General features: G+C 45.4%; 10 protein-coding genes. All 10 read right to left on the bottom strand.

Annotated features, from left to right (window positions below):
• Positions 1–23 precede the first annotated feature (23 nt).
• The 10 genes from B5F53_RS02820 to ychF all read right to left on the bottom strand — a co-directional run bounded on the left by B5F53_RS02820 (position 24) and on the right by ychF (position 12,109).
• The gene (locus tag B5F53_RS02820; RefSeq protein WP_087219447.1) at positions 24–1,103 is read right to left on the bottom strand and encodes an FtsW/RodA/SpoVE family cell cycle protein; all 1,080 of its coding nucleotides are present in this window, start codon (positions 1,101–1,103) and stop codon (positions 24–26) included.
• A gap of 85 nt (positions 1,104–1,188) precedes the next feature.
• Complete coding sequence (murD, locus tag B5F53_RS02815; RefSeq protein ID WP_204246895.1) at positions 1,189–2,553, bottom strand: UDP-N-acetylmuramoyl-L-alanine--D-glutamate ligase; 1,365 nt, start codon at positions 2,551–2,553, stop codon at positions 1,189–1,191.
• A gap of 25 nt (positions 2,554–2,578) precedes the next feature.
• Positions 2,579–3,535 carry a phospho-N-acetylmuramoyl-pentapeptide-transferase gene (gene mraY / locus B5F53_RS02810; RefSeq protein WP_087219441.1) on the bottom strand — a complete coding sequence of 319 codons (957 nt, stop codon included), beginning with the start codon at positions 3,533–3,535 and terminating at the stop codon, positions 2,579–2,581.
• A 59-nt stretch (positions 3,536–3,594) separates the two neighbouring features.
• On the bottom strand, positions 3,595–5,358 hold the full coding sequence (locus B5F53_RS02805; RefSeq protein WP_087219438.1) for a peptidoglycan D,D-transpeptidase FtsI family protein: 1,764 nt from the start codon (positions 5,356–5,358) through the stop codon (positions 3,595–3,597).
• Between the two features lie 69 nt (positions 5,359–5,427).
• A complete protein-coding gene (locus B5F53_RS02800; protein WP_087220032.1) occupies positions 5,428–7,512 on the bottom strand; it encodes a peptidoglycan D,D-transpeptidase FtsI family protein in 2,085 nt (694 codons plus the stop codon).
• Between the two features lie 65 nt (positions 7,513–7,577).
• Positions 7,578–8,114: a hypothetical protein gene (locus B5F53_RS02795; RefSeq protein WP_242970214.1), complete on the bottom strand. Its 537-nt coding sequence runs from the start codon at positions 8,112–8,114 to the stop codon at positions 7,578–7,580.
• 26 nt (positions 8,115–8,140) lie between these two features.
• The gene (gene rsmH, locus B5F53_RS02790) at positions 8,141–9,079 is read right to left on the bottom strand and encodes a 16S rRNA (cytosine(1402)-N(4))-methyltransferase RsmH (protein WP_087219435.1); all 939 of its coding nucleotides are present in this window, start codon (positions 9,077–9,079) and stop codon (positions 8,141–8,143) included.
• Positions 9,080–9,116: 37 nt separating this feature from the next.
• On the bottom strand, positions 9,117–9,548 hold the full coding sequence (gene mraZ, locus B5F53_RS02785; RefSeq protein ID WP_087219432.1) for a division/cell wall cluster transcriptional repressor MraZ: 432 nt from the start codon (positions 9,546–9,548) through the stop codon (positions 9,117–9,119).
• A 342-nt stretch (positions 9,549–9,890) separates the two neighbouring features.
• Positions 9,891–11,000: a prolipoprotein diacylglyceryl transferase gene (gene lgt, locus B5F53_RS02775; protein WP_087219425.1), complete on the bottom strand. Its 1,110-nt coding sequence runs from the start codon at positions 10,998–11,000 to the stop codon at positions 9,891–9,893.
• 11 nt (positions 11,001–11,011) lie between these two features.
• Positions 11,012–12,109 carry a redox-regulated ATPase YchF gene (ychF, locus tag B5F53_RS02770; protein ID WP_087219421.1) on the bottom strand — a complete coding sequence of 366 codons (1,098 nt, stop codon included), beginning with the start codon at positions 12,107–12,109 and terminating at the stop codon, positions 11,012–11,014.
• Between the last annotated feature and the right edge of the window lie 3 nt (positions 12,110–12,112).

Raw genomic sequence — 12,112 nt, 5'->3', positions numbered from 1 at the left:
TTACGTATATTCTATGAAGGATTTTACTTTTGGTGACAGCTGACGCTTAAGGCCAGCCCCATTTCTCCCAACAGAAAGACTACGGAAGTTCCCCCATAACTGACAAAGGGAAGAGTGATTCCTGTATTAGGGATGGTATTTGTCACCACCGCAATATTTAAGATAACCTGGATGGCCATATGGCCCATAATTCCCGCGCTGATAAGACTCCCCATCAAATCCCTGGATTTCATGGAAATCACCGCCAGACGCCAGATTAAGAGCCCGAAAACCAGAATAAGAAGGCTGGCTCCTACTAATCCCAGTTCTTCACAGATAATGGAAAAAATCATATCGTTCTGGGCTTCCGGCACAAACCCCAGCTTCTGAATACTGCTTCCCAGCCCTCTTCCGAAAATCCCGCCGCTTCCTATGGCGTACAGTCCCTGGATCGTCTGGAATCCTTTCTCGTATTTTTCCGGTTCCCTCCAGATGGCCAGCCGTTCCAGCCGGTAACTTTCGGCCGCCAGAAAAACTGCAATAAACCCGATTCCTGCCCCTCCGATGACAAGAAACTGCAGATATTTGGGATTGGATACAAAAATCAGAATCACACCGATTCCCAGAATAATGATGGCCGTACTTAAGTTGTTGGTTCCCACAAGCCCCACAATGGGAAGCAGGCTAAGCAGAATGCGTATCATAAAAAGAAATCCGTCTGTCTTCTTTTTCGTCTTCTCAATCTGCCAGGCCAGAAACAGAATCACTGCCACTTTGGCAAATTCCGAAGGCTGGAAAGAAAGAGGGCCGAAACTCAGCCACCGCTTTGAACCGTTGATTTCCTGCCCCACAAACAGTACTGCCGTGGACAGCCCTATGGCCAGAAGATAACAAAAAGGCGCAAAAAGCGCCATCCACCGATAATCCCATCTGGTAATAAAATACATCCCCGTTAGTCCCAGGGCTGTGGCAAGGAACTGTTTTTTAAAATAATAGGCGGAATCATCAAACTTGACCCGCCCATTGTATGCACTGGTACTATATAACATTACCATTCCGAATACAACCAGTATCAGAACCAGTACCAGTAACGTATGATCGATTTTCGAATCTTTTTCAGGCACCCTGTCACCTCTTCCGCACTTCCTCTACTTCTAGGGTATGAGTTCTTAATCTCCGGATATGCCTGATAATCAAAGTTCCGTGGTTTTACAACGCACGAACGTATTCTTTAAACTTTCTTCCTCTCTGCTCGTAATTATCAAACTGACCCCAGCTTGCACACGCAGGGGAAAGCAGCACCGCATCCCCTGGTTCTGCCTTTTGGGCGCAAATCTTCACAGCCTCTTCCAGACTGTCCGCCAGGATCGTTTTCGTAAATCCCATCTCATGGGCCGTCTTCTGAATTTTCTCCCGGGTCTGTCCGATAAGTACCAGATATTTTACCTTCCCGTTAAAGGCTCCTATCCACTCTTCATAACCGGATTCCTTATCGTATCCGCCGCCAATCAGCAAAGTACGGCGATTCATGGCCTGAATTCCCTTAATGGCCGCATCGGGATTGGTAGCCTTAGAATCGTTATAATAAGCCACTCCATCCTTTTCCAGGACAAATTCAATCCGGTGCTCCACAGCCGTAAATTCGCAGATACTTTTCCGGATGCTCTCCATGGGAATTCCCGCGTAGTAAGCCATTGCGACGGCAGCCATCACATTTTCAAAATTATGCTGTCCCAGAAGCTTTAAGTCTTTGGTCTTTACCACTTCGATTTCCGCCTCATTCTGCGGTTTCAGAAGAATCCGGTCTCCATCCAGATAAATCCCTGATTCCAGCTTTCTTTGGCTGGAAAAATAGACTACCCGGGGCACGGCAGATGCTCCGAACTCCCTTAAAACCTCATCTTCATAGTTAAGCACGCAGACATCTTCCGGCTGCTGATTTTTGGTAATCAGCTCTTTTACCCGGATGTATTCCTCCATGGTATGATGCCGGTTTAAGTGATCTTCTGTAATATTCAGAATAGCCGACACAGCCGGTCGGAACGTCTCCGTGGTCTCCAGCTGAAAGCTGCTGATTTCCGCCACCGTTACGGTATTTTCCTGCATTTTAAGAGCCAGGGAAGTATATGGAGTACCAATGTTTCCCACTACATAGACTGATTTTTCATAATCCCCTGTAATTTTTCCAAGCAAAGCTGTGGTTGTGGTCTTTCCATTGGTTCCGGTAATAGCCAGTACCTTTCCCTTTCCCATCTGATAAGCCAGTTCCACTTCTCCCCATACTTTGATCCCACGCTGATAAAATTCTTTTACCAGGGGAAGATCTGTGGGTACTCCGGGACTTAATACAGCCAAATCCAGGCTGTCCAGAACCTGGCCCGGAAGTTCTCCTGTATAAATCGATACGGGATAATCTCCCTTTGTCTTATGTAAGACCGCCTCTTTATCTACTTCCTGATTGCCGTCATACAGAATCGGGGAAGCTCCTACGGCTCCCAGCAGATCGGCAGCCGCAATTCCGCTGATTCCTGTTCCAAATACCAGTACGTTCTTGTTTTTTAAATCTACACTCATAATTTCTGTTTCATTCTCCTGTTTTTTACAGCGCCATCAGTCCGATCAGACACAGAATTGCTGTAATAATGGTAAATACAGCCACCACCCTTGTCTCAGACCAACCGCATAATTCAAAATGATGATGGATTGGAGCCATCTTAAAAATACGTTTTCCGTGGGTTGCTTTGAAATATCCTACCTGAAGGATAACGGAAATAACTTCAACCAGATAAATCAGACCCACAATCAGAATAAATAACGGCATCTGCAGCATATAGGCTGTCCCTGCCACAAATCCGCCCAGAGCCAGGGAACCTGTATCTCCCATGAAAACTTTCGCCGGATAAACGTTAAATAACAAAAATCCCATCAGACTTCCTACAACTGCGCCTGTAATAGGTTCTACCCCGCTTTGCATTCCTATGGATACCACTGTAAAGAAGACAGCTACCATAATTGTCACACTGGATGCCAGACCATCCAGACCATCTGTGAAATTCACACCGTTTACTGTCCCTATTACAGCAATAAACATTAACGGAATGGCAAGCCAGCCAATATCCAGATAATGTCCGCTCCAGAAGGGAATCTTCATGGTCAGGGAAACATCTGTATAGCGAATCAGATAAAACGCAAAGATTCCGGTAAAAATAAGCTGAAGCAGGAATTTCTGCCAGGCCAGAAGACCGTCTGAACGCTTCAGTACTACCTTCAGATAGTCATCCAGAAATCCGATAATTCCAAATCCCAGAGTCAGAAACAGAACCGGAATTATCTTCGGATAATCTTTCACATAAAACAAAGCGGTTACCACTGTAGAAAGCAGGAAAATAATTCCGCCCATTGTGGGAGTTCCCGCCTTCTTTAAATGAGACTGAACGCCGTCCACTCTTTCCGTCTGGCCTGCTTTTAGCCTCCTTAAAAAGGGAATCACGACAGGACCCAATAACACGCTGACTGCAAACGCAATCAGGACAGGGATTACAATTTGTACTTCCATCCTCACACCTCTTATCACTCTTTCGTTTTCTTCGTATCCTTAATAGTATAAAGCTTTTCTTATGAATTATCAACCGTTTCCTCTTTTTCTGAAGAAGGGGTTTTTTCAATCCCCAGATACGGCAGTACGTTTGCAAAAATGTCCCGGATAACCGGCGCCGCAATGGTCCCTCCATAATAAATCCCCTGGGGATTATGAATAATGCAAAGACCTAAAACCTGTGGAGCGTCTGCGGGAGCAAATCCCAGAAAGGATGATATATAGCGGTTTGCACTTCTTGGCAGTGTCTGGGAAGTTGCCGTCTTTCCGCCGATTCGGTAGCCTTCAATATATGCATTTTTTCCGGATCCTTCAGAAACCACTGTCTCCAGAATTTCCCGGACGGTTTTCGAGGTCTCCTCGGACAGAATCCGCTCCCCTTTTGGATAATTTAATTCTGTAATGTAGCTTCCGTCTTCCTGCTGTACGTTTACCCCCAGATGAGGCGTCACCCGCACCCCGCCGTTTATCAGAGAACTTACCGTTGCCGCCAGCTGAATCGGCGTAATCTGAAAAGACTGGCCAAAGGCAACGGTGGCCAGTTCCACCAGCCCCATATTTTCTTTTTTATGCATAATCGTTCCCGCTTCCCCCGGCAGGTCAATTCCGGTCAGATTCATTAGTCCGAACTGCCGGAAGTAATCATAATAACGGTCAATCCCCAGACGCAGGCCTACGCTGATAAATACAGGATTGCAGGAATTCTGGGCGCCCTGCACGAATGTCTCGGCTCCATGTCCCGTCCTTTTAGCACAGTGAATTCTCCGATCTTCCACCACGATAAAACCCGGACACTGAAACTGGTCGTTTTTATTCACAACTCCTTCTTCCAGTCCTGCCGACATGGTAATAATTTTAAAGGTCGATCCCGGCTCATAAGTATCATTAAGACAGGGATTTCTCCACATTTGATTCAGAAGATCCTGCTTTTCTTCCTCACTTAATCCATCCGTATCCTGCCCGTTATTAAGGGTAAAGGGATCATTTAAGTCAAATTCCGGTACGTTTACCATAGCCAGGATCTCTCCGTTTTGAGGATTCATCAGCAGGATGGATACACGCTCTGCCTCCTTTTCTTCCATCACTTTCCCGGCGGCCTGCTCCACATACTCCTGAATATTGGCGTCCAGACTGATTTGCAGATCGTATCCTTCCCTGGGATCTTTCCGGCTTTCCCCCATTTCATCTATCTCTACTCCTCTGGCGTCTGTGGTAGTCAGAATCTGTCCTGCCTCTCCTTTGAGAACTTCGTCGTATTCCACTTCCAGACCAATAATCCCCTGATTGTCTCCCCCTGTAAATCCCAGCACTTTCGAAGCCAAATCCCCCATGGGATAATACCGTTTGTAGTCTTCATCCACTTTTACTCCGTCCAGTTCATATTTCCGGATAGCTTCTCCTGTCTCTTTTTCCACATTTGTTTTAATCCGTTCGATGGAAGAAACCTTCTCCACCCGTTTTCTTACCGTCTCTTCCTCCATTTCCAGTTCCCTGGATAAAACCTGAATGACTTTTTCCGGCTCCTTTATCTGGCTGTGGATGACAGACACGGTGCAGACGGTTTTATTGGCTGCCAGAACATTTCCTCTGGCATCCAGAATCTCCCCTCTGGCTGCTTTAATGTCCCTCTCTCTTTCATGAAGATCTTCTGCCTTCTCATAATAATAATCAGAGCGAAATGCCATTAAATACACAAGCCTGCCGATAAGCCCGGCCAGAATCACAAAGCATCCCAGGAACACAACGAATACTTTTTTCTTATGAAATGTCTTATTTTTTTTCATAAAAAATCCCCGCAGAATCTGTCACTGTAATATATGAACAGTTTCTGCGGGGATATTCCCTCTTCTTTCTTATTCGATTCCTGCTTCCTCGTTGGTTATGCCCTGGCTTTCCATATCGTTGTTTTCCTGTTCGCCGGTATCTTCTTCCTCCAGAGGCGCCGGCACATTTTCATCGGAAGTTCCGTCCTGTACATAGTCTCCTTCCGGCTGATCCACATAGGTATCTTCCTGGGTGGAATCTTCAGAAGAATCACTGTCCGGCGTATCTTCGTCACCCTGTGCCTCTTCTTTTTCTTCCTGATTAATAAATCTGCTGAACCCTTCCCATAACTCCGTCTCCGGAACGGTTCCGTCAGAAGATTCATCCGGTTCCACGTTCAGATAAGGAAGAAGTTCGTAAAAAATTCCCTGGGCAATATACTGGGCATAGGTACTGCTGGCCTGGTCTTCTGCGTTTGGCTCATCTACAACCACATAAACTACCACTTCCGGATCGTCTACCGGAGCAAATCCAATAAAGGACACCAGATACTTTCCGTTTCCACGGGGGAATTTCTCCGCCGTTCCTGTCTTTCCTCCGGAGCTGTATCCCTGTACTTTACTGTGGCGGCTGGTTCCTCCTTCCACACTGGCCCGCATATATTCCCTTATATCTTTGGAAATATTAGCGGAAATCGTCTGCTTCAGAAGGGTGGGGGTTATATTCTTTATTACGCTTCCATTACTGTCTAAAATCTTATTTACTACATGAGGCTGGTAATAATATCCGCCGTTAATAACAGAACAAAGGGCATTGATTTCCTGAATCATGGTGCAGGTATACCCCTGTCCGAACGCAGAACATGCCAGTTCCACTTCACCCATGCTGTCCATGGTATGAATAATGCCTGTCCCCTCATTGGGAAGATCCAGACCGGTTCTGGTACCGAAGTTAAACAGGCTCTGCGCCTTTACAAACTGTTCTGCGCCCATTTTGGCGCCAATCTGCATCATACCGTCATTACAGGAATTGGCAATTACCTGCTCCAGAGTTTCTTCCCCGTGGCCCTCTGTGACCGCACATTTAATCTGGGTGGTGCCAAACCACTGGCTTCCGTCACAGAGATAGGTATCGGTTTCGCTGATTGCTCCCTTTTCCAGGGCTGAAGCCATTACAATCGGCTTCACAACAGAACCCGGCTCATATGCTTCGGTAACACAGTAATTACTCCACATACCGTTTAAAGCTTCCACCGTTTCCTCGTCGTTCATGGCCTTTATCTCTTCTTCGGAATGCACCATGGACATATCCCGGGGTTCATTTAAATCATAGCGGTCCCCGCCGTCCATGGCCAGAATTTCTCCTGTATTAGGATCTTCCACCACTACAGCCACATTTTTGGCTCCCATGGCTTTCTTAAAATAATTTACATACTTTTCCACAATCTGCTGAGCGCCCACATCAATGGTACTTACAATGCTCTTTCCGTCTGTGGATTCAATAATTGTCTGCTCCACATCGGAATTCTGATTAAAGTATCCGTACTGCCTGCCGTCTACTCCGGTCAGAATGGAATTATAATATCCTTCCAACCCATAATCTGCAGAATCTCTGCTGTAGGTAAAACCGATGGTATCGCAGGCAAGTGTCTCAAATGGATAAGAACGCAGATAGTCCTCTTCAAACCAGACGCCCTTTACATTTTCTTTCTGGGCAATCTCCGCCTCCGTCATCTCATTTTCCTCCGGCACTTCCACATAAGCTTCAAATGCCTTTTTATCATCCATAGATACTTCTTTTTTCAGAATCTGATACTGACTGTTTCTGGTGGATTCCTCTGTCAGGCATTCCCTTATTTTTGCTTCTTCGATTCCCAGAAGGCTGGTCAGCGCCTCCACCGTGGGTTCCACATACTTTTCATCTGAATTAACTGTTTTACAGTCTAAAATTACGTTATAAACTTTACTGCTGGTTGCCATCACATTCCCATTGCGGTCATAAATATTTCCCCTGCGGCTTTGCAGGGTCCTGCTCTCATACTGCTGCTGTGTCTGGCTTAATACCTGTTTTTTATATTTGTCGCCGCTGGTGGCATTAATATACGTAATACGCAGGGTTAAACCTACTAAAGCTAGAAGGATAACTGTAAACAATCCTACTAGCTTTTTTCTCATAGTTGTATTTATTTTTTTTACCGGTCTTTTTTTTCTTCTTTTCTTTACATTCGCCAATCTATCACCTACTTCGCTTCCGGTACATCCTGGTACTGCCTTACATAACTTCCTCTTTTGGTTTCATAGGTCATGATCTGCTCGTCAGATGGATACTTCATCCCCAGACGCTCGATTGCCGTCTTCTTAATTTTGTCCAGATCCGTGGAAGCCGCCACCTGGCTGTAATATGCGTCGTTATCTTCTTTTAACTCGCTTAAATCGGATTCCAGAGCTGCCACCTGATTTGCTTTGGTGGTAATCTGTGCCTTTAACTGAAGATAGTTGACACAGGAAAATAAAATTCCTGCACTGATCACCGCCAGAAAAAGTACAAATCCCCGACTCATGCTGGTAGCTTTCTCCCGGTTTCGCAAAGCTTCTTTGCTTACCTTTCTCGGTTTTGACACCTGCTGCCTCTGAGGGAGCTCCCTCTTTCTCTGCTGAGGCAGATTCTGCATTTTTCTTACTGTACTCCCATCTGTATAATAAGATGAGGTTCTTTTTCTCTCTTTGTACACTGTATTTCCTAATCTTCTGTTCGTCGCTGCCGACATACTCGCCATCTTGATACCTCTACACTATAACACACTTACCTGATTCTTTCAAATACTCTTAATTTTGCACTTTTGGCTCTTGGATTTTCTTCAATTTCTTTTTCACTTGGCAAAACAGGTTTTCTTGTAATCACTTTCCCCTTGGATTTACGGTTGCAGACACAGACCGGAAAATTACTGGGACAGATACAGGGATCCTGATTCGTCTTAAAACTGGTCTTTACTATTCTGTCTTCCAGCGAATGAAAAGTGATAATGGAAATTCTTCCTTTATCATCCAACAGATCGATCATATCGTCCAGAGAATCTCTTAATACTTCCAGCTCCCTGTTCAGTTCAATTCGGATTGCCTGGAAAGTCCTTTTTGCCGGGTGCCCTCCGGTTGCCTGAATCTTCATTGGTATAGCATGGCGAATAATTTCCGTCAATTCTCCTGTTGTTTCAATTGGTTTCTGTTCTCTTGCCTTTACAATGTGCTTTGCTATATTTTTTGCAAACCGGTCTTCTCCGTAATCGCGGATAATCCGGTATAATTCCTGTTCTTCGTATTGATTTACAATATCGCCGGCTGTCTTTTCCTGTCTCTGATCCATCCTCATATCCAGGGGTGCGTCCACCCGGTAGGTAAAACCGCGTTCTGCATGATCCAACTGATAGGAAGATACTCCCAGATCCAGCAAAATTCCATTTACCCGGCTGATGCCCAGTTCTTTCAGTTTCTTTGCCATGTAACAATAATTGCTGCGAATGATTGTTACGCGGTCCTGGTACTTTTCCAGTCGCTCACTCGCAGCAATTATTGCATCCTGGTCCTGATCTATTCCTATAAATCTCCCCTTGGCAGAAAGTTGACTGCATACCAGTTCGGCATGCCCTGCACCTCCTAAAGTACCATCCACATAAACACCATCCGGTTTTACTTTTAAGCTTTCTACGGCTTCTCTCAGCAGTACAGATTTGTGTTGAAATTCCATTTTTTTCTCCTGTTGGATTTGGAACCTGAGCGGACAGTTAAATTACGATTCCCATTTCCTGCATTCCTTCTGCAATGCTGTCCATGTCGTCGTAATTACAGTTCTCGCTCCACTTTTCTTTGCTCCAGACTTCAATCCGGTTCAGATTTCCTGTGAGAACAACATCTTTCTGAAGTCCTGCAAACTCCCGTAACGTTGCAGGCACTAAAATCCTGCCCTGCTTATCCAGCTCGCAGGAAGTCGCTCCCGCCACAAAGAAACGTGAGAAGGTTCTTGCATTTTTATTTGTAAGTGGTAAAGCTTTCAGCTTCTCTTCAAAGGCTTCCCATTCGTCCATAGGATAAATTGATAAACAGCCGTCCAGCCCTTTGGTCAGTACAAACTCTTCCCCTAAGAGTTCTCTGAACTTCGCCGGGATAATCAGCCGCCCCTTCGCATCAATTGTATGATTATACTCTCCCATGAACATGTGAATCACCTACTCTCCGGAAATATGATTCTCCCCTTCATATTTCCCTGGATAGGAATGGACTCTTCTGCCACCTGGTCTCCATTCACTACCACCTTTCTCCACTTTCTACCACTTATGTGTCCATTCTATACTATTTAATATTAAAAAACAAGGGGCAATTCAAGTTTTTCCTAAATTTTCCGGTCTGCTGCCGGCCTCCCCGCGGCCCGGGGAGACATAATTTCCTATTACATAAAAAAGCAGAAAACCGACTGTATTGTCAGATTTCTGCTTTTCTTCCTCTACTTTTTCTGTTCTTCCTGTAATGTATAATAACGTCCGATTAGCTCATCCAGTTCTTCACTGAGCCGGAGGTTCTTCGTCAGATCCTCTCTGCTTTTGATCTTCTGATCCAGAATCTCCCTCTTCTTCTCTATCTCCCTGCGTAACGTCGTTAACTCTTGGCTCCTCATTGGCATTCTCTCCCTCCTGTGGGGTTTCCTTCGTTTTTACACGGTGATCCAGATTCCAGAAATCCGGCATCTCCTCTTTCTCCTGATTCTCCTGATTTTCAATAGCTTCCAGTGTTTCTCTTCGTTTCTTAAGTACTTCCATTCTCTTTCTGGTCATAGTCCTTCTGGTTATAATTACTAAAATGCCAAGGACAACAATTCCCACAGAGAGAACCAGGGAAACCGGAATCTCTGTATTGGGCCAGTACAGCTTATCGGTTCTCAGATATTCAATCCAGGCTCTTCCCACTCCGTAACCGGTCAGGTATATCCAGAACAGTTCTCCTTCGAACCGCTTTCTTCTCCGGTACCAGGACAGAAATCCCAGAAGAAGCAAATTCCACAGGAATTCATAGAAAAAAGCCGGATGTACCAAAATGAATTCCTCCTGCTGAATGGTCACCAGATGGTTTTGCATTGCTTCCGTAATTTCTCCCGGATTTACCACAGAAACAGGAAGACGCATGGAGAGCAGATAATCGCAGAACCCGCCAAATCCGGTCCGGCTGAAGAAATCTCCCCACCTTCCTATTATCTGTCCTAACAGAAGTCCCATACAGGTAGTATCTGCCATCTTGTCAAAAGACATATCCTTTATCCGGCAGTACAGATATAAAACAATAATACCGGCTAACAAACCGCCGTATATGGCAGCTCCGCCGCCCCGCAGATTCCAAATCTGCTCCGTATTTTCCCGGTAGGAGTCCCAGTTGCAGAACACATACAAAAGCCGCGCTCCGATGACTCCAAATACAATTTCCAGAATCATTGCCGCCAGATAGCTGTTCTGGTTCTGATTGGTTCTTTTGGCCATTAAAACCGTAAACCAGACTCCTGCCAGCATTCCCGCTGCAATAAGCAGTCCGGAAAAAGTAATTTCAAATCCGGAAATGCTGATAATCTTTCCCACATTGGAAAGTTCCAGTCCCAGTCGGGGGAACCCAATTGACATCTCCATAGCATCCCTCTTTATACATTAAACCGAAACAATATAACGTCTCCATCCTGCACCACATACTCCTTGCCTTCCATACGCACAAGCCCTTTGTCCCTTGCGCCGGCATAGGAACCGCAGTCCAGAAGATCCCGGTAGTTTACTACTTCCGCCTTAATAAAACCTCTTTCAAAATCTGTGTGGATTTTTCCGGCCGCCTGAGGAGCCTTTGTGCCGATCTTAATGGTCCAGGCTCTGGTTTCATCTTCTCCGGAAGTCAGGAAACTCTGCAGTCCCAGAAGATGGTAACTGGCTTTAATCAGTTTTTCCAGACCGGATTCTTTTAATCCCAAATCTTCCAGGAACATCTTTTTCTCTTCTTCGTCCAGTTCTGCAATCTCCTGTTCAATCTGGGCGCAGATTACAAAGATTTCACTGTTCTGCTTTGCTGCATATTCTCTTACCTTCTGTACGCAGGCATTGGTCTGTCCGTCGTCAGCCAAATCTTCTTCCGCCACATTGGCCGCATAAATCACCGGTTTGGAAGTCAGAAGATTATAAGTTCCCATCAGACTCTCTTCCTCCTCATCCTCCAGTTCCATAGTAATGGCCAGATTTCCGTCTTCCAGATGCGCTTTCACTTTCTTTAAAAGTTCCAGCTCCTTAGCGGCATCTTTATCCATTCTGGCCGTTTTTGTCACCTTGGCAATTCTTCTTTCCAGAATTTCCAGATCGGAAAAAACCAGTTCCAGATTGATGGTTTCAATATCGCGCAGAGGATCGATGGTTCCGTCCACATGCACCACATTGGCGTCTTCAAAACAGCGTACCACATGAACAATCGCATCTACTTCCCGGATATTGGCCAGAAACTGGTTGCCCAGTCCCTCCCCTTTGGAGGCTCCTTTTACAAGTCCTGCAATATCTACAAATTCAATAACCGCCGGTGTCACTTTTTTCGACTGATAAAAATCTCCCAGCAGTTTCAGACGTTCGTCCGGAACAGAAACCACTCCCACATTGGGGTCAATGGTACAAAAAGGATAGTTGGCTGATTCTGCTCCTGCCTTTGTCAATGAATTAAATAACGTACTCTTACCCACATTTGGTAATCCCACAATTCCAAGTTTCATGGT

The sequence above is a fragment of the Blautia sp. An249 genome (genome assembly GCF_002159835.1).
GTDB classification, from domain to species: domain Bacteria; phylum Bacillota; class Clostridia; order Lachnospirales; family Lachnospiraceae; genus Blautia_A; species Blautia_A avistercoris.
The sequence above is the reverse complement of the archived record's forward strand: the minus strand, read 5'-3'. Positions and strand labels throughout refer to the sequence as shown.

Bases quoted from the DNA above. Each gene is read 5' to 3' on its own strand.
- B5F53_RS02805 (WP_087219438.1), bottom strand. From the start codon at position 5,358: ATGAAAAAAAATAAGACATTTCATAAGAAAAAAGTATTCGTTGTGTTC.
- mraY (WP_087219441.1), bottom strand. From the start codon at position 3,535: ATGGAAGTACAAATTGTAATCCCTGTCCTGATTGCGTTTGCAGTCAGC.
- B5F53_RS02795 (WP_242970214.1), bottom strand. From the start codon at position 8,114: ATGGCGAGTATGTCGGCAGCGACGAACAGAAGATTAGGAAATACAGTG.
- mraZ (WP_087219432.1), bottom strand. From the start codon at position 9,548: ATGTTCATGGGAGAGTATAATCATACAATTGATGCGAAGGGGCGGCTG.
- murD (WP_204246895.1), bottom strand. From the start codon at position 2,553: ATGAGTGTAGATTTAAAAAACAAGAACGTACTGGTATTTGGAACAGGA.
- lgt (WP_087219425.1), bottom strand. From the start codon at position 11,000: ATGGAGATGTCAATTGGGTTCCCCCGACTGGGACTGGAACTTTCCAAT.
- ychF (WP_087219421.1), bottom strand. From the start codon at position 12,109: ATGAAACTTGGAATTGTGGGATTACCAAATGTGGGTAAGAGTACGTTA.
- B5F53_RS02800 (WP_087220032.1), bottom strand. From the start codon at position 7,512: ATGAGAAAAAAGCTAGTAGGATTGTTTACAGTTATCCTTCTAGCTTTA.
- rsmH (WP_087219435.1), bottom strand. From the start codon at position 9,079: ATGGAATTTCAACACAAATCTGTACTGCTGAGAGAAGCCGTAGAAAGC.